Source organism: Thalassospira sp., from assembly GCF_002709775.1.
Lineage (GTDB): Bacteria > Pseudomonadota > Alphaproteobacteria > Rhodospirillales > Thalassospiraceae > Thalassospira.
Map to the genome: position 1 here is coordinate 29,256 of NZ_PAQR01000064.1, position 25,860 is coordinate 55,115.

At 56.4% G+C, this 25,860-nt stretch carries 20 protein-coding genes; 14 read left to right on the forward strand and 6 right to left on the reverse strand.

Features of this window, described 5'->3' with window-relative positions; genetic code table 11:
• Positions 1-10 precede the first annotated feature (10 nt).
• The 11 genes from CMO10_RS19140 (at position 11) to CMO10_RS19190 (ending at position 14,883) form a co-directional block, all read left to right on the forward strand.
• A complete protein-coding gene (locus CMO10_RS19140; protein WP_297024969.1) occupies positions 11-769 on the forward strand; it encodes an SDR family oxidoreductase in 759 nt (252 codons plus the stop codon).
• A 137-nt stretch (positions 770-906) separates the two neighbouring features.
• Positions 907-2,340: a sigma-54-dependent transcriptional regulator gene (locus CMO10_RS19145; RefSeq protein ID WP_297024971.1), complete on the forward strand. Its 1,434-nt coding sequence runs from the start codon at positions 907-909 to the stop codon at positions 2,338-2,340.
• The gene (locus CMO10_RS19150; RefSeq protein WP_297024972.1) at positions 2,337-4,349 is read left to right on the forward strand and encodes a sensor histidine kinase; all 2,013 of its coding nucleotides are present in this window, start codon (positions 2,337-2,339) and stop codon (positions 4,347-4,349) included. The genes CMO10_RS19145 and CMO10_RS19150 overlap by 4 nt, the downstream gene beginning before the upstream one ends.
• A gap of 297 nt (positions 4,350-4,646) precedes the next feature.
• Positions 4,647-6,371 carry an OFA family MFS transporter gene (locus tag CMO10_RS19155; protein WP_297024974.1) on the forward strand — a complete coding sequence of 575 codons (1,725 nt, stop codon included), beginning with the start codon at positions 4,647-4,649 and terminating at the stop codon, positions 6,369-6,371.
• Positions 6,372-6,704: 333 nt separating this feature from the next.
• Complete coding sequence (locus CMO10_RS19160) at positions 6,705-7,598, forward strand: LysR family transcriptional regulator (protein ID WP_297024976.1); 894 nt, start codon at positions 6,705-6,707, stop codon at positions 7,596-7,598.
• A 109-nt stretch (positions 7,599-7,707) separates the two neighbouring features.
• Positions 7,708-8,172 carry a formate dehydrogenase subunit gamma gene (locus CMO10_RS19165; RefSeq protein ID WP_052657636.1) on the forward strand — a complete coding sequence of 155 codons (465 nt, stop codon included), beginning with the start codon at positions 7,708-7,710 and terminating at the stop codon, positions 8,170-8,172.
• Entirely contained in the window at positions 8,169-9,725 is a 1,557-nt protein-coding gene (locus CMO10_RS19170) for a formate dehydrogenase beta subunit (RefSeq protein WP_297024979.1), read from the forward strand. The genes CMO10_RS19165 and CMO10_RS19170 overlap by 4 nt, the downstream gene beginning before the upstream one ends.
• Positions 9,726-9,729: 4 nt before the next feature.
• Positions 9,730-12,609, forward strand: a complete 2,880-nt coding sequence (gene fdhF, locus CMO10_RS19175) for a formate dehydrogenase subunit alpha (RefSeq protein ID WP_297024980.1) — start codon at positions 9,730-9,732, stop codon at positions 12,607-12,609.
• Positions 12,610-12,702: 93 nt separating this feature from the next.
• The gene (locus CMO10_RS19180) at positions 12,703-12,927 is read left to right on the forward strand and encodes a formate dehydrogenase subunit delta (protein WP_297024982.1); all 225 of its coding nucleotides are present in this window, start codon (positions 12,703-12,705) and stop codon (positions 12,925-12,927) included.
• A complete protein-coding gene (gene fdhD, locus CMO10_RS19185) occupies positions 12,924-13,733 on the forward strand; it encodes a formate dehydrogenase accessory sulfurtransferase FdhD (protein ID WP_297024983.1) in 810 nt (269 codons plus the stop codon). The genes CMO10_RS19180 and fdhD overlap by 4 nt, the downstream gene beginning before the upstream one ends.
• A gap of 238 nt (positions 13,734-13,971) precedes the next feature.
• Entirely contained in the window at positions 13,972-14,883 is a 912-nt protein-coding gene (locus CMO10_RS19190; protein ID WP_297024984.1) for a dihydrodipicolinate synthase family protein, read from the forward strand.
• A 27-nt stretch (positions 14,884-14,910) separates the two neighbouring features.
• On the opposite strand, the gene CMO10_RS19195 is transcribed toward CMO10_RS19190, so the two are convergent.
• On the reverse strand, positions 14,911-15,621 hold the full coding sequence (locus tag CMO10_RS19195) for a GntR family transcriptional regulator (RefSeq protein ID WP_297024986.1): 711 nt from the start codon (positions 15,619-15,621) through the stop codon (positions 14,911-14,913).
• A 227-nt stretch (positions 15,622-15,848) separates the two neighbouring features.
• On the opposite strand from CMO10_RS19195, the gene araD reads away from it, so the two are divergent.
• The 3 genes from araD to CMO10_RS19210 all read left to right on the forward strand — a co-directional run bounded on the left by araD (position 15,849) and on the right by CMO10_RS19210 (position 19,905).
• Positions 15,849-17,582: an L-arabinonate dehydratase gene (araD, locus tag CMO10_RS19200; protein ID WP_297024988.1), complete on the forward strand. Its 1,734-nt coding sequence runs from the start codon at positions 15,849-15,851 to the stop codon at positions 17,580-17,582.
• Positions 17,583-17,592: 10 nt separating this feature from the next.
• Positions 17,593-18,312, forward strand: a complete 720-nt coding sequence (locus CMO10_RS19205; RefSeq protein ID WP_297024989.1) for a ribonuclease activity regulator RraA — start codon at positions 17,593-17,595, stop codon at positions 18,310-18,312.
• A 78-nt stretch (positions 18,313-18,390) separates the two neighbouring features.
• Complete coding sequence (locus CMO10_RS19210; RefSeq protein ID WP_297024990.1) at positions 18,391-19,905, forward strand: aldehyde dehydrogenase (NADP(+)); 1,515 nt, start codon at positions 18,391-18,393, stop codon at positions 19,903-19,905.
• Positions 19,906-19,970: 65 nt separating this feature from the next.
• Here the strand turns inward: CMO10_RS19210 and CMO10_RS19215 are convergent, their stop codons facing one another.
• The 5 genes from CMO10_RS19215 to xylF form a co-directional block, all read right to left on the reverse strand.
• Positions 19,971-21,212: an ROK family transcriptional regulator gene (locus CMO10_RS19215; protein WP_297024991.1), complete on the reverse strand. Its 1,242-nt coding sequence runs from the start codon at positions 21,210-21,212 to the stop codon at positions 19,971-19,973.
• Positions 21,213-21,271: 59 nt separating this feature from the next.
• Positions 21,272-22,453 carry a fumarylacetoacetate hydrolase family protein gene (locus tag CMO10_RS19220; RefSeq protein WP_297024992.1) on the reverse strand — a complete coding sequence of 394 codons (1,182 nt, stop codon included), beginning with the start codon at positions 22,451-22,453 and terminating at the stop codon, positions 21,272-21,274.
• Positions 22,450-23,298, reverse strand: a complete 849-nt coding sequence (locus CMO10_RS19225) for an ATP-binding cassette domain-containing protein (protein WP_297024994.1) — start codon at positions 23,296-23,298, stop codon at positions 22,450-22,452. Before CMO10_RS19225 ends, CMO10_RS19220 begins: the two co-directional genes overlap by 4 nt.
• 11 nt (positions 23,299-23,309) lie before the next feature.
• A complete protein-coding gene (locus tag CMO10_RS19230; protein ID WP_297024996.1) occupies positions 23,310-24,575 on the reverse strand; it encodes a sugar ABC transporter permease in 1,266 nt (421 codons plus the stop codon).
• Positions 24,576-24,679: 104 nt separating this feature from the next.
• Entirely contained in the window at positions 24,680-25,711 is a 1,032-nt protein-coding gene (xylF, locus tag CMO10_RS19235; protein ID WP_297024997.1) for a D-xylose ABC transporter substrate-binding protein, read from the reverse strand.
• Between the last annotated feature and the right edge of the window lie 149 nt (positions 25,712-25,860).

Sequence of the window (25,860 nt, forward strand, 5' to 3'; positions counted from 1 at the left end):
GGAGATCCCCATGACCAAAACAGCACTCATTACCGGCGCAACTTCTGGCTTTGGCGCGGCAACGGCCCGGCGGTTTGTCAAGGAAGGTTGGAAAGTCATCGTGACTGGCCGACGTGCCGAACGTCTTGAGGCCCTTGTTAGTGAACTCGGTGGTGCCTCGGTCGCCCATGCGCTTTGCTTTGACATTCAGGACTCTGACGCCATCCAGAAGGCGGTCGATAGCTTGCCTGCTGATTTCGCCGATGTCGATTTGCTGGTGAACAATGCCGGTTTGGCACTTGGCACTGGCCCGGCGCAGGAATGCAATCTTTCCGACTGGATGACGATGATTGATACCAACAACAAGGGGTTGGTCGCGATCACGCATGTGATGCTCAACAAGCTGATTGAACGCAAAGGGGCGATTGTCAATCTGGCCTCCATCGCATCAAACTGGCCCTATCCGGGCGGCAACGTCTATGGCGCGACGAAGGCCTTTGTACAGCAGTTTTCGCTGGGCATTCGTTGTGATCTGGCGGGCACCGGTGTACGCGTTACCTCGATCGAACCGGGCTTGTGCGAAAGTGAATTCACGCTGGTGCGCACGGGTGGGAACAAGGAAGCTTATGACAAGCTTTACAAGGGTGCCGATCCGATCCAGCCGGAAGACATTGCCGAAAGCATCTTCTGGGTGGCGAATTTGCCAGCGCATGTAAACGTCAACTCGCTTGAAGTCATGCCGACGAGCCAAAGCTGGTCGCCCTTTGCCATCCATCGCAAGGAAGCCTGATCATTGGCGTGATGATCCGTTGGTGGTGGTCAAATTCGACGCCGGAATGGCGTAACTACCACCAACGGTTTTGCTTTTCTCTTTCCGCTGAACTAAGCTTTGAAAAAAAATAAAGCATGTTTCAGCGGAGGAACATCATGAGATCGACCGTACTGGGCGCGTCCGAGGGGGCAGCGCCGTCTGCGGGCAATGACGCAGGTCATAGCGGGCCGGGGCCGGAATTCGGCCCGTGGCTTGAAAAGGCATCCATCCTGATCGTCGATGACGAGCCGGGCATGCGCAACTTCCTTGTCCGCACCCTCGGCCCGCGCGCCAAGCGGGTCGAAGAAGCAGCCGACTGCGAAGAAGCCACAGCCTTACTTGATCAGCACCATTTTGATGTCGTCATTCTTGATAACATCATGCCCGGCAAGAGCGGGGTGGAATGGTTGACCGAACAGCGTGAGATCGGCTTTTTCTCAGATGCTATTCTGATGACGGCCTATGCCGACCTTGATACCGCGATCAAGGCACTGCGCGCCGGCGCTGTCGACTTTGTCCTGAAGCCATTTCGATCCAACCAGATTTTAAATGCGGTGGCGCGCTGTCTGGATCGTATGCGGTTACGCCGTGAAAACCATGTGCTGCGCCATGAATTGCGCGCGACGTCCGATCATGTGTTGTTGCGTGACAAGTTGATTGGCTATTCGCCGCAAATTCAGGAAATTCGCGAAACCATCGCCCGTGTGGCCCCGTTGCCGACATCAATCCTGATTTCCGGTGAAAGCGGAACGGGCAAGGAAGTCACCGCGCGTTCCTTGCATGCGCTGTCGGATCGCGCAGAAAAGCCGTTTGTGCCGATCAACTGTGCCGCCATTCCGTCCGAAATGATCGAGGCGGAATTGTTTGGCCATGTCAAAGGCGCCTTTACCGGTGCACAGGCAGCACGCGATGGCCTGTTCATGCATGCGCAGGGCGGGACGCTGTTTTTGGATGAAGTCGGTGAATTGTCACTCGCCACCCAAAGCAAGCTTTTGCGCGCGATTGAAAGCCGCCGTGTTCGCCCGGTCGGATCAGAGCGCGAAGCCCCTGTTGATCTGCGCTTTGTCTTTGCAACCAACGCCGATCTTGAGGCCGAAGTCGAAGCTGGGCGTTTCCGTGCCGATCTGTTTTACCGCATCAATGTCATGCATATCGAAATGCCGCCACTTTCCCAACGTGGCGACGATGTGCTGGAACTGGCGGAGCTGTTCATGACCAAGCTGTCCAAGCAGCTTGGCGTGCGCGAGGTGCCGATGGATGCGTCGGTGCGGGCCGGACTGACACGCTATGAATGGCCGGGCAACGTGCGTGAATTGCGCAACCTGATCGAACGCACCCTGATCCTTGGCAAGTTCCCGGCCGAGTTCCGCGACGAATTTGCTGATCAGGGCGCACAGGCAGAATCTGACGAGACCCTGGACGAGATGGAGCGCCGTCACATTCTGGCGATGCTGCACAAGACCAACGGCAATCGGAACGAAGCCGCCAGAAGGTTGGGTGTGTCGCGCAAGACGATTGATCGCAAATGCGCAAGCTGGGAACAGGAATGACCGACGCGTCACCGTCGGGCGCCACCACGCCCCCCGCCAAAAGAACCCGGTCCGTTCGCTTCAAGCTGCTGGCGATTGCACTTTTGCCAACGCTTGTGATCCTGCCCTTGTTATTGGGCGTGATGATGGTGCGCTGGAATACGAAGTTTGATGCGCTGCTGACATCAAAGGTCAGTGGCGACCTGACAATTGCCCATCAGTATTTTACCCATATCCTGGAAAACACCGGCGAACAGATCGAGGCCCTTGGTCAATCGGTCGCGGTGCGTGATGTGCTGGCGAGCGGCAACGCTAACGACATTGACCGCTTGCTTGCAGCGCGACAGCAGGAACTGGGTCTTGATTTCCTTTACCTGTCGCCCGGACGCGATAACGAAGTGGGTGATCGGCGCGATGGTGATTGGCCGGTGATTGAAAGTGCCTATAACGGCCAATCCTCCACCAGCATTGATATTTTCAGCAATCGCGACCTTGCCGCTATTTCGCCTGACCTGGCCGAACGCGCGCGCCTTGATCTGATTGAAACGCCCAATGCCGTCCCCTCGACCCGCGATGCTGAAACACGTGGCATGGTGGTACATTCGGCAAGTCACGTTGAACTGCCGACGGGCGGCAGTGCTGCGCTGGTGGGTGGCATACTGCTTAACCAGAACCTCGGTTTTATCGATACGATCAACGACCTTGTTTATCGCCAGAACAGCCTGCCCGAGGGCAGTCAGGGGACCGCGACGCTGTTTCTTGATGATGTCCGGGTCAGCACCAATGTCCGTCTGTTTGCCGACCGCCGTGCCTTGGGCACCCGGGTCTCGGGCGTGGTGCGCAAGACCGTGCTTGAAGATGGTAATGTCTGGCTCGACCGCGCCTTTGTGGTTAATGACTGGTACATATCGGCCTATGAGCCGATCAAGGATAGCTATGGTAAACGGGTTGGCATGCTTTATGTCGGTTTCCTCGAAGCCCCCTTTGCCCAGACCAAATATGAAAGCCTTCTGATCCTGATCGGGGCGTTTCTGTTTGTTGCGGCCTTGTCAGTGCCGATCTTCCTGCGCTGGGCGCGGGGTATTTTCAAGCCCCTGGAACGGATGGCCAATACCATTGGCCGGGTTGAAAACGGCGATCTGTCGGCGCGAACAAATCTTGATCAGGTGCAGGATGAGATCGCCCTTGTCGCTGAGCATCTTGATGATCTGCTTGATCAGGTGCAGGAACGCGACAAACGCCTGCGCGCCTGGAATGATCAGCTCAATGCCCGCGTTGATGCCCGCACCAGCGAGTTGCGCGAAGCCAACCGCGCGCTTGAAGCCACGACCCGGCAACTGATCATGTCGGAAAAGCTTGCTGCGATCGGTGAAATTACCGCCGGTGTGGCGCACGAAATCAACAATCCCGTCGCCGTCCTTCAGGGTAATCTTGATGTCCTGCGCGATCTTCTGGGTGAACATGCACGACTGGGCGATACTGAATTCCGCCTGATTGACGAACAGGTCAATCGCATCAATCTGATCGTGACCAAGCTTCTGCAATTTGCCAAACCCGAAGAATATGCGGGCTTCGTCGAACGCCACAGTGTCGCCGAGGTGATTGATGATTGCATGCCCCTCGTTGCCCATCTTCTCAGCCGGGCTGATATCAAGGTCGTGCGCGAACATCAATCAACCCGACTGGTTCTGATGAACCGAACCGAGTTGCAGCAGGTTCTGGTCAACCTGATGGTCAATGCCCTGCATGCCATGCCCGAAAGCGGGACATTGACCCTGATTGATGCTGATGTTGATCGGGGTGGGAAACCCGGCATTCAGATCACCGTGCGCGATACCGGTACCGGCATGGATGCTGATGTTTTGAACCGCATCTTCGATCCGTTCTACACCACCAAACGGCGCGAAGGCACGGGGCTTGGTCTGTCGATCACCCGTACCCTGATTGATCGTCAAGGCGGGTCGCTTGATGTTGAAAGTGAACCGGGCAAGGGCACGGTCTTTACCATCTGGTTGCCCGAGGCGGACTGAACTCAGGCCTCACGGTCAAAACAGTAAACTCCTCCAAAATGCTGCAAATGCGAGTGGACATTTTGTCTATATGCACGTTATGCGCGCATTAAGCTTGTGGACATTTTGTCCATGCGCGTGCGCTGCAGCAACCCGTTCCAGTTTGGAAAAGTGACAGAAAGTGGTGCTTGGCGCTGTATGGCACGCCGATTGCCAAGTTGAGAATTCCGGATTTAACCGTGTTTGCCCTGCACCATGACCAATTGTGCGACGGGGAAGGGCAAGGAAAAATCAAAAGACCGGGAGGAAAACAACGTCATGTTTGACAAGCTCAAGAAAGAACACATCGTCGCTGGCGACGATTTCAACCGCTGGAAAGTTCCGCCAGCATCTATCGCCATTCATTTGTGCATCGGCTCTGTCTATGCCTGGAGTATCTTTAACCCGCCACTGATCAAGGAATTTGGGGTGGTCAGTGCAAGCTCCGGTGACTGGGGGCTGCAATCCGTTGTCTGGATTTTCTCTGTTGCCATCGTCTTTCTTGGCCTTGCGGCTGCCTTTGGCGGCAAATGGCTTGAAGAAGTCGGCCCGCGTATGGTCGGCGTTGTCGCAGCCTTCTGCTGGGGTGGTGGTTTCATCATCGGCGGCCTTGGCATCATGACCCATCAGCTGTGGCTAGTGTATCTGGGCTATGGCGCGCTTGGTGGCTGTGGTCTTGGGCTTGGTTATGTTTCGCCGGTCTCGACCCTGATCCGCTGGTTCCCGGACCGGCGCGGCATGGCGACCGGTATGGCCATCATGGGCTTTGGCGGCGGTGCGATGATCGCAACCCCGATCAAGGAAGCCCTGCTTGCCACCTTCTTCAAGGTGCCTGACTATCTTGGTCCGGAAAGTGCCGTGAACCTCGTGACCGAGGGCGGCAAACGTATGGCCGAAGTTGGTGGCCAGATGGTCGAAGTCGTTGTTGCCGGTGCCGCACAGGTTGCCGCAGCGCCAGTGCCGATCGAAGAAGGCGTTTATGTTGCCGGAACCGGTAATACCGGTGCGGCTGCGACCTTCTTTACGCTTGGTGTTGCGTACTTCATCGTCATGATCATTGCATCCTTCTCCTATCGCGTGCCGCGCGAAGGCTGGCTTCCGGCTGGCTGGACGCCGCCGACTGCGGATGCCGCATCCAAACGCATGATCACGCATGCCAACGTTCACATTGATCAGGCGCTTAAAACCCCGCAGTTCTATCTGCTGTGGATTGTTCTGTGCTTTAACGTGACGGCCGGTATCGGGGTGATTGGCGTTGCCAAGACCATGATGACGGAGATCTTTGGCACGACCTTGCCGTTTATCGTCAACTCCGCCTTTGCGGCGACCTACGTGTTCATGATTTCGGTCTTTAACATGTGCGGTCGTTTCTTCTGGGCCTCGATGTCTGACTATATCGGGCGCAAGAACACCTATTACTGCTTCTTCATTCTGGGCATCGTTCTCTATATGTCGATCCCGTTTGCCGCAGAACAGGTCAGCATCAATCCGGCTGTGACATGGCTTGTCATGTTCTATGCCGCAACCATGATCATCTTCACGATGTATGGCGGTGGTTTTGCAACCATTCCGGCTTATCTCGCCGATATCTTCGGTACCAAATATGTCGGTGGTATCCATGGTCGTCTTCTGACTGCCTGGAGTACCGCTGGTGTTCTTGGTCCGCTTGCCATCACCCAGCTGCGTCAGGCCTCGGTCACCAGTTCGATCAAGGATCTGGCATCAAAGGTTGATCCGGCAGCATTCCAGGAGAAGTTCGGTGCCGGCATTGCTCAGCTTGATCAGCTGGTTGCAGCCAAAACGGTGACCATCGGGCGTCTGATGGAAATCGCACCGGCAGGCACGGTCGATCCGACCTCAAGCCTGTATAACACCACCATGTATGCCATGGCGGCATTGCTTGCGATTGCGCTGATTGCCAACAAGCTGGTCAGCCCGATCCATGAAAAGCATCACATGGAAACCCAGGAAGCAGGCGGCAGCGAAGCTCCGTCGAAAGCCTAACCTGACCAAAGGCGCCAGCCGATGCACCCTCGGCTGGCGCCTGTTTTACTGGCTCTGTCCACTTGCCAGTAAAGCCAGGCACGAGTGGGACATCGTGCCAAAGCGTCAGGGGCAGATCCGGGTTCCGTTCATCCAGCCCGGATCTGTGTTCTGTTGCAGGAATAACCTTTATGCCCGAAGGGGTAATCGGTTATCCTGCAATCAGAACACTTTTCCCGACAATCCCGTCACCAAATTGTTGCGCCAAAGTGTTCCGCCCCAGATAGAGCGAGCCGAAAACAGGATCGCCAACACCGCCATAAAAAGCATCGATCTTGCGATGCCGGATACGCCATGATTGATAAACTCGAAATGTTTATGGTTCTCGCCCGCGAGCAGCATTTTGGACATGCTGCCGAAGAATGCGGTGTGACGCAGCCAACCCTTTCAAGCGCCTTGCGCCAGCTTGAAGACCATCTTGGCGTTGTCCTGGTCAAACGCGGATCGCGCTATCAGGGCCTGACACCCGAAGGCGAACGAGTTCTGGAATGGGCGCGTCATATCGTCGGCAGCACCCGATCCATGCGCGATGAAATGCGTGCCATGCGCTTTGGCCTGACCGGGCAGGTGCAGATTGCGGTTGTTCCGACCGCGCTTTCGATGGTCCATGAATTGACCACGCCGTTTCGTGAAAAACACCCCGATGTCAGCTTTGCCATCCTGTCGCGGACCTCTGCCGAAATTCAGGCGCTGCTCGACGATCTGCAAATTGATGCCGGGATTACCTATCTTGATAATGAGCCACTTGGGCGCGTAACAGCCATCCCACTGTACCGGGAACGCTATCATCTTGTGACGTCAAACATGGAAGATCTTGCCGGACGTGATACAATCACCTGGCGCGAAGCCGCTGAATTGCCGCTTTGCCTGCTAACGCCAGATATGCAAAACCGCCGCATCATCGATCAGCATCTTGATGCGGTGGGGGCGAAGGTCAGCGCGACGCTGGAAAGCGATTCCATGATTGCGCTGTTTACCCATGTGCAAACAGGCAACTGGGCCAGCATCATGCCGGAAAAAATGGTCGAAAGTTTCGGGATGCGCGACCGGGTCAAATCGATCCCGATCACCGAACCCGATGCCACTCACACCGTCGGCCTGATCGCCGCACGACGCGAACCGGCAACCCCGGTTGTGTCGGCCTTGATCAAGGAGGCAGCCCGCATTTCAGAGCTGCAATCGGCTTGATAGGTTTTCGCTATCGCGTAACGGGATGGCTTTATTGAACAGGCCGTGACAATGCCTGACACTATGAAGAACAACGAATAATTCAAACATGCTTGAGAGAGAGGCTTGCATGTCGGAAACGACCGAGGACCAGAACGTCCGCGTCGCTGCCATTTGTGATCAGATGGCAGCCCTTGAGGGACCGCTTTTGCCGATCCTGCATGAAGTGCAGGAAGAGTTTGGCTATATCCCCGATGGCGCGCTTCAGACCATTGCCAAGAAGCTGAACCTTAGCCGGGCGGAAGTCCACGGGGTGGCAAGCTTCTATCATGACTTCCGCGAAGAAAAGGCGGGCAAGCATGTCATCAAGATCTGCCGGGCCGAAGCCTGTCAGGCGATGGGGGCCGATGCTCTTGGTGACCAGATCCGTCGTCATTTGAAAGTCGACTGGTCGCAAACCACCGCCGATCACAAGATCACGCTTGAACCTGTCTTCTGTCTTGGCCTGTGTGCCTGCGCCCCGGCGGCGATGATTGATGGCAAGGTTGTTGGCCGTGTCAGTGCGGATCGCATTCTTGAAAAGGTGGGGTCATGAGCATCAAGATCTATGTTCCACTTGATTCCGGTTCGGTTGCGCTCGGTGCGGATGATGTCGCATCTGCCATTTCCGCCAAGGCCGCCAAAACCGGTGCCGATATCAAGATCGTGCGCAACGGCTCGTTCGGCATGTATTGGCTTGAACCTATGGTCGAGGTCGAAACGCCACGCGGGCGTGTTGCCTATGGCCCGGTCAGCACCGACGATATCGATGCGTTGTTTGATGCCGATTTCCTGACTGGCGGGGCGCACAAGTTGTTCCTCGGGCGGACACAGGAAATTCCGTTCCTCAAAAGCCAGTCGCGCCTGACATTCCAGCGCTGCGGCATCATTGATCCGGTATCGCTTGACGATTACCGCGCCAATGAAGGCCTGAGCGGCCTTGAAAACGCGCTCAAGATGACGGACGAAGAAATCGTCAAGGCCGTCACTGACAGTGGCCTGCGTGGTCGCGGTGGTGCCGGTTTCCCAACCGGCATTAAATGGAATACCGTCCGCGAAGCCGATGGCGATCAGAAATACATCGTCTGTAACGCCGATGAAGGCGATAGCGGCACCTTTGCCGATCGCATGATCATGGAAGGCGAACCGTTTGTTCTGATCGAAGGCATGATCATTGCTGGTCTCGCCACCGGTGCAACCAAGGGCTATGTCTATACCCGTTCGGAATATCCGACTGCGATTGACGTGATGAACGAGGCGATCGAAGTCGCCCGTGCTGCCGGTGTTCTGGGTGATAACATCCTTGGTTCCGGCAAGGCCTTTGACATGGAAGTCCGCATGGGTGCTGGTGCCTATGTCTGCGGTGAAGAAACATCGCTTCTCAACAGCATGGAAGGCAAGCGCGGTGTTGTCCGTGCCAAGCCGCCGCTGCCCGCCCTTGAAGGTTTCCTTGGCCGTCCGACGGTGGTCAATAACGTGATTTCGCTGTGCTCTGTTCCGGTCATTCTGGAAAAGGGCCCGGAATATTACCGTGATTACGGCATGGGCCGCTCGCGCGGTACCATCCCGATCCAGATTGCGGGCAACGTCAAACATGGCGGGCTTTATGAAGTCGGCTTTGGTCTGACGCTGGGCGAAATCGTTGAACAGATCGGCGGTGGCACTGCATCGGGCCGCCCGGTCAAGGCGGTTCAGGTCGGCGGGCCTTTGGGGGCCTATTTCCCGAAAGAACTGTTTGATACGCCGTTTGACTACGAAGAATTCATGAAACGCGATGGTCTGATCGGTCATGCCGGTGTTGTCGTGTTTGACGACACGGTGGACATGATGAAGCAGGCCCGCTTTGCCATGGAATTCTGCGCAATTGAATCGTGCGGCAAATGCACGCCGTGCCGAATTGGCTCTGTACGCGGGACCGAAGTGGTCGACAAGCTTGAACGTGGTGAAGAGCCTGAATTGCAGATCGAGCTGCTGCGCGATCTGTGCGAGACCATGAAGTTTGGATCCTTGTGCGCGCTGGGGGGCTTTACGCCTTATCCGGTTCTAAGCGCCCTGACCCATTTCCCTGATGACTTCAAGCCACGCGCGCTTGATATAGCTGCGGAGTGAAACGATGTCCTTGATCAAAGAAGTTGACTACGGAACCCCCGCCAAGAATTCCGAAAAGACCGTCACCCTGACCATTGATGGCAAGGACGTGACCGTGCCTGAAGGTACCTCTGTCATGCGTGCCTCGATGGAGGCCGGCATTCAGGTCCCGAAACTGTGCGCGACCGATATGGTCGATGCGTTTGGCTCGTGCCGCCTGTGTCTGGTTGAGGTCGAAGGCCGCAATGGCACCCCGGCATCCTGCACGACGCCGGCATCTGATGGCATGGTTGTCCATACCCAGACCGAGCGGCTCAAGAAAATCCGCAAAGGCGTGATGGAGCTTTATATCTCTGACCATCCGCTGGATTGCCTGACCTGTGCGGCCAATGGTGACTGCGAATTGCAGGACATGGCCGGCGCGGTTGGTCTGCGCGAGGTGCGTTATGGCTATGAGGGTGAAAACCACGTCGAGGTTCGCCAGAACGGCGAAGAAAACCCGCGCTACATGGCCAAGGATGAAACCAACCCTTATTTCACCTATGACCCGTCGAAATGCATTGTCTGTTCGCGCTGTGTCCGTGCCTGCGAAGAAGTGCAGGGCACCTTTGCCCTGACCATCGAAGGTCGCGGCTTTGAATCCCGTGTGTCACCGGGCATGCACGAAGACTTCCTTGATTCCGAATGCGTATCGTGTGGTGCCTGTGTGCAGGCCTGCCCGACCGCAACGCTTCAGGAAAAGTCGGTCATTGAAATCGGTCAGCCGGAACATTCGGTTGTCACCACCTGTGCTTATTGCGGGGTGGGGTGTTCGTTCAAGGCGGAAATGCGCGGCGAAGAACTGGTCCGCATGGTGCCCTATAAGGACGGCAAGGCCAACCGTGGCCATTCCTGTGTGAAGGGTCGCTTTGCCTATGGCTATGCCAATCACAAGGACCGCATCCTTAACCCGATGATCCGCGAAAACGTTGAGGATCCCTGGCAGGAAGTCAGCTGGGAAGAGGCGCTTCGCTTCACCGCAGACAAGTTCAAGGGCATTCAGGCCAAATACGGCAAGGGTGCGCTGGGCGGTATTACCTCGTCGCGTTGCACGAACGAGGAAACCTTCCTTGTTCAGAAGCTGATCCGTGCCGGTTTTGGCAATAACAACGTTGATACCTGTGCCCGTGTTTGCCACTCGCCGACCGGTTATGGCCTCAAAACTACGTTTGGTACCTCGGCCGGGACGCAGGACTTTGATTCTGTCGAACATACCGATGTTGTCATCCTGATCGGGGCCAACCCGACCGATGGCCATCCGGTCTTTGCCTCGCGCCTGAAAAAGCGTCTGCGTGAAGGGGCGAAACTGATCGTGATCGATCCGCGCCGGATTGATCTGGTCCGCTCCCCGCATATCGAGGCGGTTGCCCACGTGGCACTGCGTCCCGGCACCAACGTTGCGGTTCTGACATCGCTTGCGCATGTCATCGTGACCGAAGGCCTGTTTGACGAGGCCTTCGTGCGTGAACGTTGTGACTGGGACGAGTTCCAGGATTGGGCGACTTTTGTCTCCGATCCGAAACACAGCCCCGAAGCCATCGCCGATATGACCGGTGTTGACGCCGAAACCATGCGCAAGGCCGCGCGCGCCTTTGCCACCGGCGGTAATGGCGCGATCTATTATGGTCTTGGCGTGACGGAACACAGCCAAGGTTCAACTACCGTGATGGCGATTGCTAACCTTGCCATGGCGACCGGTAATATCGGCCGTCCGGGTGTTGGTGTGAACCCGCTGCGTGGTCAGAACAACGTGCAGGGGTCGTGTGATATGGGATCCTTCCCGCACGAACTGCCGGGCTATCGCCACATTCAGGACAGTGCGACCCGCGATATCTTTGAAGATATCTGGGGCGTGAAACTTGATGACGAGCCGGGGCTGCGTATCCCCAACATGCTCGATGCGGCTGTCGAAGGCACCTTCAAGGGCATCTATATTCAGGGTGAAGATATCCTTCAGTCTGACCCGGATACCAAACATGTTGCGGCCGGTTTGGCGGCCATGGAATGTGTGGTCGTCCATGACCTGTTCCTGAATGAAACGGCGAACTACGCGCATGTCTTCCTGCCGGGTTCGACCTTCCTTGAAAAGGACGGGACATTCACCAACGCAGAACGCCGTATCAACCGCGTGCGCAAGGTGATGACCCCCTTGAACGGCTTTGCCGATTGGGAAGTGACCCAGAACCTCGCCCGTGCGATGGGCCTTAACTGGAACTACACCCATCCATCACAGGTGATGGCCGAAATTGCTGCCACCACGCCAAGCTTTGCCAATGTCAGCTATGACCTGCTCGAAGAGAAGGGCTCGGTTCAGTGGCCATGTAATGACAAGGCCCCGGAAGGGACGCCGGTCATGCATATCGATGGCTTTGTCCGTGGCAAGGGTAAGTTTGTTGTTACCGAATATGTGGCAACCGATGAACGCACCGGTCCGCGCTTCCCGCTTCTGCTGACCACGGGACGTATCCTTAGTCAGTATAACGTGGGCGCACAGACCAGGCGCACGGAAAACACCGCCTGGCACAAGGAAGACTTGCTGGAAATCCACCCGCACGATGCCGAACAACGTGGCATTCGTGAAGGTGACTGGATCCGTCTGGCATCCCGGTCGGGCGAAACTTCCCTTCGCGCCACCATTACCGACCGTGTCGCACCGGGTGTGGTTTACACCACCTTCCACCATCCGGGCACGCAGGCCAACGTGATTACCACCGACTATACCGACTGGGCGACCAACTGCCCGGAATACAAGGTTACCGCTGTTCAGGTCTCGTCCTCCAATGGGCCGACCGAATGGCAGGTGGAATATGACCGTCAGGCCGAACAGTCGCGCCGGATCAAACCGCGCGTCGATGCCGCTGAATAGGATCGCGAGCCAGACATTGTGCTATACTCCCTTGGCATGATGTCTGGCACTTCCTGCTTCTACATAAAGCTTACAGTCAAAGAGTGAACCGCAATGGCACCTGACAAACTTGTCTATATGGCCAATCAGATCGCGACCTTCTTCAAATCCCAGCCGGAGGGCGAGGGCGTTGATGGTGTTGCCAACCATATCAGCGATTTCTGGGAACCGCGCATGCGCAAGCAGCTGTTTGACATGATCGCCGAAGGCAACGCCGACTTCCATCCGCTGGTGCTGAAAGCCGCACCAAAGATCCGGAAGGTCAAGGAGCCCGCATGACGGCCAAGCCATCGGAAAATCGCATTCTCGATGGGCGCGACGTTGATCTTGCGCGTGCTGTTGCGGGCGATGATGGCAATGACGATGCGCCCATCATGTTGCAGCCGGAAGTTCCGGCTGCTTTGACGTTTAATGGCCATTCCCATGCCGTGATGATGGTTTCACCGCATGATCTCGAAGATTTCATGGTCGGCTTTGCCCTGTCTGAAGGCATTGCTGATGACATTTCCCAGATTATGCTGCGCGATGTGCGCAAGACCCTGCAAGGCTATGTGATTGAGGCTGACCTGCATGACGATGTGTTTGATCGCCTTGCCGATCGGCAACGCACGCTTGAAGGCCGGTCGGGCTGCGGCTTGTGTGGTGTGCAATCGCTTGAAGCCGTTGCCATGGACAAGATCGGCACGGTCACACCATCGAACATGGCGCAGGATGTTGTTTTGCGTGCGATTGATGCCCTGCCTGAACGCCAGACCCGAAATAGGGAAGGCGGCGGGTTGCTGCATGCCAGCGCCTTTGTCGATGGTAGCGGTAACATCGTTCTCGTGCGCGAAGATATCGGGCGCCACAACGCACTTGATAAGGTGCTTGGGGCTGTTGCGCGACAGGGGATCGACCCTGCCGGCAGCTTCGTTCTGATGACCAGCCGCTGCTCCTATGAAATCGTCACCAAGACCGTGCAGTTTGGCATCGGTGGGCTCGTCACCCTATCGGGGCCGACCTTGACGGCGGTGAACTTGGCACGCAAGGCCGGTTTGACGATGATCTGCCGCGAACGACGTGGTCTGTTTCGCCGGTTTGCCTGACCTGTAATCAACTTATCCCGACTTGTAAATTTTCACCGATGACCTGTTTGCTAAGGCGGGTGCGCTTGCGCATGCCTGTCTGCGTAGCATGTCCGGCTATGTTCGGCGCATAATTGGAATTGCCAACTTCGTGCATACTTGTTATTCAAGATGTAATTAAATATTACAAGATGGTTCGTGAAAGCAGTCGGATGACAGACGGCTGCCCACGGGCCACGGCACGGGGATCAAGGAAACCATGGCACTTTCAAAAACCGAATTGCGCGCTGTTCTCTCGGGGATTTCCGGCATTCTTGTCACGCCCTATGACGAGAATGGCGACGTTGCGCCCAAAAAGCTTGTGCCGGTGATTGACCGTGCGCTGGCAGCCGGTGTTCATTTCCCCGTCGTGAATGGCAATACGGGCGAGTTTTATGCTCTCACCACCGACGAAGCGATCACGATGGCAAAGTCGGTCGCCGAAATGCTCGATGGTCGTGCGCCGATGCTGGCCGGGATCGGTCGTGGTGTTCGTGATGCCTGCGCACTTGCCAAGGCATCGGCAGAAGCCGGGGCAGAGGCCCTGATGATCCATCAGCCGCCAGACCCGTTTGTCGCTCCGCGGGGCGTCGTCGAATATATCAAACGCATTGCCGATGCGTCCGGTGGTCTGCCGATGATGCTCTATCTGCGCAACGATGCCATCGGCACGAAGGCGATTGCTGATCTTTGCGCGGTCGAAGGTGTCGCAGGTGTTAAGTGGGCAACGCCCAACCCGATGAAACTGGCCGAGGCAATTAATGCCTGTGATCCGGATATCGTTTGGGTTGGCGGGCTGGCCGAAACATGGGCGCCGGCATTTTATGCGGTGGGCGCGCGCGGCTTTACCTCGGGTCTGATCAATGTCTGGCCTGAACGCTCGATGGCCATTCATGCAGCCTTGGAGGCCAGCGACTATGCCACGGCACGTAAACTGATTTCCGAGATGAAGGCGTTCGAGGATGTCCGGGCCGAAGAATTGAATGGTACGAACGTTACCGGTGTGAAGTCGGCACTGAAGCTGCTTGGTGATGATTGTGGTCCAACCCGTCCGCCATCCGCCTGGCCGTTGACCGACGCGCAAGCACAAAAGCTTGCGACCTTTATGAAGGGAAACGGACTGATCCGTTAAATCACGCCGGGGTTTGGTTAGGCCGCCCTAGAAGAAGGACGGGTTGCGTTCGCGGATGGCATCGACGGTGGCAAGGGTGCCCATCAGATGTTCGCGGACAACCTCACAGGCCGTATCGGCATGGCCCGCATCAATCGCTGCCAGAATGCGGGCATGGCAATCAAGGATGGATGCCGATTTCCCGGGATCAGGCAGGTTAAGTTTGCGCAGGCGGTCAATATGGCCGGATCGGGCTTCGATGACGCCATAGAGTTGGGCAACGCCGGCCGCCTCATAAAGTGCGTAATGGAAATCGCGATCAAGCTTGCCAAAGGTATCAAGATCGCTCGCGGCACTAACGGCGTTTTGCTGGGCAAGAATGGAGTGCGCTTTGACAGTCAGGGCAGGGTCTTTGGCATTGGCCAGACGGCGGGTGATTTCAAGCTCGACCGACAGGCGCAGGAACTGGGTTTCAAGCGCTTGTTCGACATCGATGCGTGACACCTCTGTCTTGGATTGCGGAAAGGTATCGACCAGTCCTTCTTCCTCAAGCTTGAGCAACGCATCGCGGACCGGTGTCTGGCTGACCCCGTATTCCTCGGCGATTTCCATCCGCGACACGTATTGGCCCGGTGCCAATTCAAGATCAATGATCCGCTGGCGCAAGGAATCATGGAGCTGCGTACTGGCCGAGCCCCTTTTCAACTTGGGCAGGCGTTTCTTGGCAATCGGTGCGTCTTTGAACAGGTTATCGACCATGTTTTTCCCGCAGTTCTTGTCTGGTCACGCAATTTGTATACAGGCGTCTTGTCGGATATGCACTAATATATTACTATATCAAACAGTCACAAGTGAGTATCTTTCCATGTCTGATGACGGCGGCGAAAACCCTCAGATAAGTGTGTTTACGTCCAGGATAAAAGGTCACCTTTCTGATCGCCGCCCAATGCAAACATGGTTGCTTTTTACATTCCGAGGATAAGACAATGAGCAAGAAACAGCCTCAGGACCTGAGATCGGCACGCTGGTTTTCACCCGATGATCTGCGGTCATTCGGACATCGATCACGGATGATGCAGCTTGGTTATTCCGAGGATGATTTTCGCGGAAAGCCGATCATCGGCATTCTCAACACCTGGTCGGAGCTCAATACCTGTCACGCCCATTTCCGCGAACGCGTGGTGGACGTCAAGCGCGGTGTTGCGCAGGCGGGCGGTTTTGCCGTCGAGCTGCCGTCGCTTTCGGTTGATGAAAGCTTCACCAAGCCGACCTCGATGCTTTACCGCAACCTGCTTGCCATGGAGACAGAGGAAAACATCCGATGTCATCCGCTTGATGGCGTGGTGCTGATGGGCGGCTGTGACAAATCGACACCGGGTCTGGTTATGGGGGCGATTTCGGCCGGTGTGCCGATGATCTATCTGCCGGCCGGTCCGATGTTGCGTGGTAACTATGCCGGCAAGACGCTGGGTTCTGGTTCTGATGCCTGGAAATACTGGGATGAACGCCGCGCGGGCAACATCAGCGATGATGAATGGCTTGGCATTCAGGGCGGTATTGCGCGTTCTGCCGGGACCTGCATGACCATGGGTACCGCATCGACCATGACGGCGATTGCTGATTCCATGGGGCTCACACTTCCCGGTGCATCCTCGATCCCGGCGGTCGATAGCGGACATCAGCGCATGTCGGCTGATTGCGGACGCCGGATTGTCGATATGGTCTGGGAGGACCTGACACCTGATAAAATCATCACCGATGCGTCGTGCCGAAATGCCGCCATTGTTGCCATGGCAACCGGCTGTTCGACCAATGCGGTGGTGCATCTGATTGCGATGGCCAAGCGTGCAGGTGTCGGGCTTAAGCTTGAAGACCTTGACGAGCTTGGTCGCAACACGCCGCTGATCGCCAATGTCCGGCCATCGGGCAAGGACTACCTGATGGAGGACTTCTTCTATGCTGGTGGCCTGCGCGCCCTGATGAAGCAGATGGAAGATCGTCTTGATACGACCTGCATGACGGTCACCGGCAAGTCTTTGGGCGAGAACCTTGAAGGGGCGGTGGTTTATAACGATGATGTCATCCGCCCGATCAGCAATCCGGTTTATAAGGAAGGCTCGCTTGCCGTTCTGAAAGGCAATCTCTGCCCGACCGGTGCAGTGATCAAACCTGCGGCCTGTGATCCGAAGTTTCATGTCCATGAAGGCCCCGCGATTGTCTTTGACAGCTATCCGGATATGAAAAAGGCCGTCGATGACGAGAACCTTGATATTACGCCCGATCATGTAATGGTTCTGCGCAATGCCGGGCCGCAGGGCGGGCCGGGCTTCCCGGAATGGGGTATGCTGCCCATTCCCAAGGCGCTGATCAAACAGGGGCATCGCGACATGCTTCGGATTTCTGATGCGCGCATGTCAGGCACATCATATGGCGCATGTGTCTTGCATGTCAGCCCGGAAAGCTACGTTGGTGGACCGCTGGCACTTTTGAAGAACGGCGATATCGTGCGTCTGGATCTGCCAAACCGCTCGCTTGATATGCTCGTTCACGAGGAAGAACTCGAAGAACGTCGCAAGGCACTTCCCCCGCCGGAACCGCGGTTCGAACGTGGGTACGGCTATATGTTCTCGCGCCATGTGACACAGGCCGATCAGGGCTGTGACTTTGATTTCCTTGAAACTTCTTTCGGCAAGACTGCCGGCGAACCTGATATTTTCTAAGGACCCCGAGATGACCGAATATGTACTTTCCGAGGATACACGCGCAAAGCTGATGCGCGCCTCCACGGCATCCATCGCGACCCAGCTGTTTAAACGCGGCTTGCGCAACCAGTTCATTCAGGGCGTCAAGCCGGTTGCGCCCAAAAAGAAAAACATGGTCGGGCAGGCCTTTACCCTGCGTTACATCCCGGCCCGTGAAGACCGCAACCCGATTGAGGTTTTCCGCAATGCTGACCATCCGCAACGGGTCGCGGTTGAAACCTGCCCGCCCGGTCATGTGCTGGTGATGGATGGGCGCAAGGATGCGTCTGCGGCCTCCGCCGGATCGATCCTTGTTACCCGCCTTGCGGTACGCGGCGCGGCCGGTATTGTATCGGATGCCGGTTTCCGTGATGCCGAAGGCATTGGCGCGCTTGATATGCCAGCCTATTGTGCCGGTCCGTCGGCACCGACCAACCTGACCAAGCATGAAGCACTTGATATCAACATCCCGATTGCATGTGGTGATGTTGCAGTGTTCCCCGGTGATGTGCTTGTCGGGGATACTGACGGTGTTATGGTGATCCCGGCCCATCTGGCCGACGAGATCGCCAATGCCTGTGCCGGCATGGAAAGTTACGAGGCCTTTGTCCTTGAGCAGGTGCAAAGCGGAGCGTCAATCATCGGACTTTATCCCTGCACCAAGGATGAAAATCAGAAAAAGTATGAGGAATGGCTGAAAAGCCAGTAAGATCAGGTAAATGCCTTGGTCCGTGTGACCTGACGATGAGCCTTATCCATATCCACGAATTCCAGAGGATTGATTGCAATGTCTTATACCCTGACAGGAAAACATCTGATTGCTGGCGAATGGGTCGCTGGCGAGACGACCTTCCAGTCCGAACCGGCCCACGGCCCGGCCAATACCTTCCCGGTCGGAACGCCGGCCCTTGTTGATCAGGCCGCTAAGGCGGCTGAGGAAGCCTTCTGGACCTTTGGCTATTCCACCCGCGAAGAACGTGCGAAATTCATCAATACCATTGCCGATGAAATCGATGCGCGCGGTGATGAAATCACCGAAATCGGAACCCAGGAAACCGGCCTGCCCGAAGCCCGTCTGCAGGGCGAACGTGGCCGTACGGTTGGCCAGCTTCGCCTGTTCGCCAGCCACATTCTTGATGGTGCGTATCTTGATCGCCGTTATGAAGAAGCGCTTCCGGATCGTGCACCTTTGCCGCGCCCGGACCTTCGTTTGATGCAGCGTCCGATTGGCCCGGTTGCCGTGTTTGGTGCATCGAACTTCCCGCTGGCATTCTCGGTTGCGGGTGGCGATACCGCATCGGCCTTGGCGGCCGGTTGCCCGGTCGTGGTCAAGGGCCACTCGGCCCATCCGGGCACGGGCGAGATTGTTGCGCAGGCAATCGATGCCGCGATAAAGAAATGCGGCGTCCATCCCGGTGTGTTCAGCCTTATTCAGGGTGGCAAACGCGATGTCGGCCAAAGCCTTGTGCAGCATCCGCTGATCAAGGCGGTTGGCTTTACCGGATCGCTTGGCGGTGGTCGTGCGCTTTATGATCTGTGTGCAGCCCGTCCGGAGCCGATCCCGTTCTTTGGTGAGCTGGGCTCGGTCAACCCGATGTTCCTGATGCCCAATGCCGTTAAGGCACGAGGTGCTGAAATTGGCAAGGGCTGGGCAGGGTCGCTCACCATGGGCGCTGGCCAGTTCTGCACCAATCCGGGCATTGCGGTTGTGATCGAAGGTTCCGATGCGGATGCATTCGTTGCCGCGGCCACAGAAGGTCTTTCGGGTGTCGGTCCGCAGACCATGCTGACCGATGGCATGGCAGAAACCTATCGCGCCGGGGCAAAACGCGTTGCCGCGACGTCGGGTGTGAAGGAAGTCCTGACCACGTCATGTGATCTGCGTAATGCCACGCCGTATCTGTTTGAAACCACCGGCGAAAACTGGCTTGCCAACCATGAACTCGGCGAAGAGGTCTTTGGTCCGCTCGGTCTGGTGGTTCGGGTGAAGGATGTTGCGGAAATGCGCAAGATCGCCAAATCGCTTGAAGGTCAGCTGACCTGCACGCTTCATCTTGATGCAGCAGATGCCGCAGATGCCCGTTCACTTCTGCCGATCCTTGAACACAAGGCTGGCCGCGTTCTGGCCAACGGTTTCCCGACCGGTGTTGAAGTGTCTGACACCATGGTGCATGGCGGGCCTTATCCGGCTTCGACCAACTTCGGGGCGACTTCTGTTGGCACGATGGCAATTCGCCGCTTCCTGCGTCCGGTCTGCTACCAGAACATCCCGACCGATGTCCTGCCAGCCGATCTGGCCTGATCAAAATCAGGATAGATCATCAAGAAAGCCGCTCCATCCGGGGCGGCTTTTTCTTTTGGGGGTGATTAGTTCCCAGCGGTTGTGGTCGCCTGAAACATGTTTTCATCATGCCTGAGCAGGCTTTGACCAATTGCGCCTTGCAGGGCAAGGTCCTTGTCCCATGCCAGGTGGGTGATCGTTGGTCCGCGGCTGAGTTCAGGCACCTGGGCCTCTGCCAGGCCACGGCGAAGCTCCGGTTCCATCATGTCAAAAGCGCGCGCGCCGGACCCGGTGATAAATATCTGTTTGGGACCCAGAAGTGCAATCAGGTTGGCAATGCCATATCCCAGAACCTTGCCGGCATGGCGGAACAGTTCGGTCAGGCCCGTATCGCCGTTGCGCGCACGGGCAACAAGATCCATCATTTGTTCTTCGCTGGGGTGCAGGTTGTTGGCTTCTGGCAGGTCAATCAGGCCACGGGCATCGCGCAAGATCGCGTAGTCGCCAATATAAGCCTCAAGACAGCCCCGTCGCCCACAATTGCAAAGCGGTCCGTCAGGCTGGAACTTGGTGTGGCCAAATTCGGCTGCGGTACCAAATTCACCGTTATAGACATTGCCGTTCAGGACAAGTCCCATGCCAATGCCGTATCCCAACATGATCACGGCAAAGTCACCGCCATCATGAAGGTTGGTGTTTTGCGAGATGGCCGTTGCGATACAGTTCGCATCGTTTGACATCTGAACAACGCCGCCATAGCGCTCTGTCAGGGATTTGACCAACGGGATATGGCGGTGGCGCAGTGCCGGTGACCAGATGATTTCACCACTGTTGCTGTCGGTTACCCCTTGAACGGCAATGCTGATGCCGACAGGTGGTTGCGGGCTGAAATCAGCATTGCGCTCAACAAAGCGGTCAATCAGTGCGATCAGTGTTCTGGTCAGTTCTTCTGCGCCAAGATCGCGGGTGTTGATGCTGTGTTCGACGCTGCGTTCGATCTCGCCCTTGAAGTTGCCCAAGGCGATTTCGATCAGGTTGATGGTGATTTTAACCCCGATCACACAGGCCGCGTTCGGCACCAGATCAAGCAGCACTTTGGGGCGACCACGTGTGGTGCCGTTGCCGTTCGAGCTTCCGTTGCCGCTTTCGCTTTCGCGCACCAGCCCCTGTGCCATCAGATCGGCGGTCAGCGATGTTACTGTCGCCGGGCTAAGCCCGGTTGCCGTGCCGATATCAATCCGTGCCGCCGGACCATGCACGCGCAGATACCGCAAAATCGCGGTTTGGGATGGCTGGCGCGGGGTTTCGCTTTCTGTGCGGCGGATCATGAGGCTGGACTGTATCCTTTGTAACGAAGCCGGTCGACTTTTACCTGACAGGATCGATATTACAGTAATCCGCGCCGGGCAAGATTGTTCATCAGGGCGGTTATCCCGAACTGCCAGGGGTTGATGACGTCTGATCGGTCAACCTGATTGACCAGCTTGCCAAGGCTTGGCGTCGAGATGCTGACAAGGTCGCCCATCTCATGGGTGAAGCCCTTGCCCGATCCGCCGCGGTCATCAGTGGGGGCGAACATCGTCCCGAGAAACAGCATAAAGCCGTCCGGATATTGATGGTGCCGACCAATTGCCTGCGAGACGAGGCTTTCAGGTGTTCGGCTGATCTGGCTCATCGAGCTGACAGCATCAAGGTGGTATCCGTCGTTCCCATCGACCGCCATGGCAAGGTCTGCTGATTTCACCGTTTCAAGTGTGAAGTGATCATCAAACAGCCGGATGAACGGTCCGATCGCGCAGGAGCCGTTATTGTCCTTGGCCTTGCCCAGCAGCAGGGCCGACCGCCCTTCGACGTCGCGCAGATTGACGTCATTGCCAAGGGTCGCGCCGACAATCTTGCCAAGCGACGTCACCGTAAGAACCACCTCGGGCTCCGGGTTGTTCCAGTTTGAAATCGGATGCAAGCCAACATGGGCGCCATAGCCGACAGCCGACATGACCGGCGCCTTGGTGAATATCTCGGCATCCGGTCCGATACCGACTTCGAGATATTGCGACCATGCACCTTTCTCGATCAGAATCTTTTTGATGTCGGCAGCTTTTTGCGATCCGGGTTCAATCTGCGACAGATCATCACCGATAATGCCGGTAATTTCGGTTCGGATCTGATCGGCCTTGCTGGCATCCCCGCGTGCCTGTTCTTCGATAACGCGTTCAAGCAGGCTTGCGACAAATGTCACGCCGCTGGCCTTGATCGCCTGCAGATCATTTGGCGCAAGGAGGTGAAGTCTGTCTTGATCTGCACCGGGGTGGGATTGATCAAGAACCTCTGACAGCGATGCGACGCTTGGAAAGCCAGCCGTGTTTGACAGGTGCTCAACCAGCTTGTCGCGTTCGAGGATTTCACTGACGGTCGGGCCAAGCTTGCTGATATCACGCAACGTATCGCCATCAACAAGAACCGGCGTCGGTCCCGAAACGCGCGGGTCCCAAATTCGCCCGACCAGAACAGCTTGGTTGGCGTCTTCGGGCAGGATATCAGCGGTGTTTATCGCGAAGCCTGTCGTCATTTTCCTATCTCGCTTGTTTGGCTGTTGGGGGCGTCTGGTGACGATCCCGGGGCATTTGTCGCACCCGGACCGGCAAGGTGCATAAGATGTTCCGGCATCTTACCCAGGATGATCATGCCAAGAACATCGTCATGTGTAACATCCTCGGTGCGCACGCTGCCCACCAGCTTTCCGTTTTTCATGACATGCAGCCGGTCCGATAGATCGATGACATCATGAAGATCGTGGCTGATCAACAAAATACCCAGCCCGTCACGTTTGAGCTGATCAATCAGTTCACCGACCATTTTTGTTTCATGCACACCAAGGGCGGCACAGGGTTCATCCATGATCAGAACGCGTGCTTCAAACAGCAAGGCCCGGGCAATCGCAACCGATTGGCGCTGACCGCCCGATAGAGCTGATACCGGGGATGTGAACTTCTTGAAGTTCGGGTTCAGGCGATGCAACACTTCACGTGCCTTGTGTTCCATCGCCGCTTCATTAAGAAAGCCGAACTTGTCGGTCAGCTCGCGGCCAAGAAACAGGTTCTGGGCAGCATCAAGGTTATCGGCAAGGGCAAGGTTCTGATAGATCGTCTCGATATTGTTATCCCGCGCGTCTCGGGCATTCTCGATTTTGGCTTCCTTGCCATCAACAATGATCTGTCCGCTATCGGCCTGATAGGCACCGGATAGAATTTTGATCAGCGTCGATTTGCCAGCGCCATTATGGCCCAGAACACCGACGACTTCGCCCGGATAAAGGTCGATTGAAACACCGTCAACGGCCTTGACACCGCCAAAGCTGATATGGATGTCGCGCATTTCGACCAGCGGGTCTTTTGTGATGTTGGTATCGGTCATGACGGGTCTCCTTACGCGCTCGGGTCGCTGTAACGGCGATGGAAATACTTGTCGCTAAAGACTGCCAGAACAAGAACGAGGCCGATGACGATGCTTTGCAGCGAGGTATCAACGCCAAGAAGCGCCATGCCACTTTGCAGGCTTTGCATCACCAGTGCACCGATCAGCGCGCCATAGATCGTACCAAGGCCACCGGCAAGCGACGTACCACCAATCACAACAGCCGCAATGACGCGAAGCTCGTCAAGTGTACCAAGATCGTTGCCCGCAGACTGCAGGCGTGCAGATGAAATGGCGGCACTGATCGCACATAACACACCCATCAGGGCAAAGACGGCAACGGTCATGCGTTTGACGTTAATGCCGGCCAGTTCTGCTGCTTGCGGGTTGCCACCGATGGCAAAGACATAGCGGCCAAACCGCGTGCGTTTGACAACAATGGTCAGGATGATCGCAACAAGGGCAACGATCAGAAGCGGGATCGGAATACCGTGCGAGATTTCAAGGTTTTCAGGCGTGACCGGAATGCCCTTGTTTTCCAGAAGGCGTTCTGCTGCGCGCGTCGGCAAGTGATAGGCATTCAAGGTCGCGATCACGACCAGAACCAGACCAGCCTTGATGATGGTATTGGTGTATTCCGCCCAGACAGGCTTGACCGGAAATTCAAAGGACAGGCGGCGACGGCGTTCCATGATTGCCGCGTAAGCAATGGCAAGAATGGCGATAAGGGCAACAATCCAGCTCCAGGTCGCGCCAATTGTTCCTTCAATGCCGCCCCCAAGCAGGATGAAATTCTGATCAAGCGGGGCAACGGTGCGCCCTTGCGTGACCCACCAGGCAGCACCGCGCCAGACCAGAAGTCCGCCAAGCGTGACAATAAAGGCAGGGACACCAAGATACCCGACGGCGACACCCTGAATGCCCCCGATGGCAGCACCGATGACAATGCCGACTGCAAGGGTCAAAACCCAGGTCAGGGGATGATTGTAGTCCAGGAACTGTGGCAGGAAATCGGTCTGGACAATGCCCATGATCATGGCAAGAACGCCCAGCACCGCGCCGACCGAAAGGTCGATATGGCGCGTAACAATGATCAGAACCATGCCACACGCCATGACGGCAACCGAGGCGGTCTGAACCGACAGGTTAAAGATATTGCGCGGGGTTATAAAACGCCCGCCAGATGCAATGTCAAAACCGACCCAGATGATCAGCAGGACAACGGCAAGGCCGACCAAGCGACGGTCGACTTCCATTTTCGAAAGCAGTCGTAACATGAATTAAGCTCGCAAGGGGTCGGGGTTGGCTTGTAATATCTGCGCGATATTGGGAAATGCAGCCAACCCCGTGGTTAAGCAAGGTCGTGGGAAAGACAGTAGGCCTAGTTGCAGGCCGTGACCTTGCTATTGCTAACACCCTGACAAACGACGTCTTTGGCGACCCAACCCGCGTCAATCACAAGGTCGAGCTTGTCCTGCGTGATTGCAACCGGATCCAGGAAGTATGACTTCATTGTCACGCCGTTCGGGCTTTGCCAGTCCTGCGTGCCGTCAACGTCATCAAGTTTGGCACCCTTTGCCAGTTCAACGGCAATTTCTGCGGCCCGCTGACCCAGAAGACGGGCGTCTTTCCAGACCGAAACGGTCTGGGTGCCAAGGGCAACACGGTTCAGTGCCGCATGGTCACCATCCTGACCCGATACCGGAATGCCCTGCATCCCCTGTGCGGACAGGGCGGCAACAACACCCCCTGCGGTGCCGTCATTGGAGGCAACCACAGCGTCGACCTTGTTGTCGGCAGCGGTCAGGAATTGTTCCATGTTGCGCTGGGCGATGGCCGGTTGCCAGCTGTCGGTATAGGCTTCGCCGACCACATTGATGGCACCGGAATCAATCGCTGCCTGCAGGATTTCAAGTTGGCCTTCATGCAGGATGTTGGCATTCGGATCGGTCGGGGCGCCCTTGATAAAGACGTAGTTTCCTTTGGGCTGCTGGGCAAAGACGGCTTCTGCCTGCAGGCGGCCGACTTCCTTGTTGTTGAAGGTGATGTAGTAGGCGTTCGGGTCTTCGATCAGGCGATCATAGCCAACGACAGGAATGCCTTCGTTCAGCGCCAGTTCGACAGCCGGGCCGATTGAGGCCGAATCTTGTGCCAGCACGATAAGCGCATTAGCGCCGCGTGCGATCAGGCTTTCGATATCGGAAAGCTGTTTGGACGGATTGCTTTGCGCGTCGGCGCTGATGTATTCGGCACCGGCGGCATCAAGAGCAGCCTTGATCGCGGCTTCGTCGGTTTTCCAACGTTCTTCCTGGAAGTTCGACCAGCTGACACCAACGGTCAGGTCAGCGGCAAAGGCATTGGCAGACAATAGGACTGTACCGGCCAGCATGGCCGTCGAGAGGAGTTTTTTCATCGGTTTCTTCCCTGAATATGTGTGTCTTTTGCTGACATTTATTTTTGTTGTCGAAAAAATGTTGACGTGAAGAAAGCGTGGTGTCAAATATTTTTTAGTGGTCGAATTGAAAATAACGCGTTTAACGCATTATCTATCGGAAATCATGT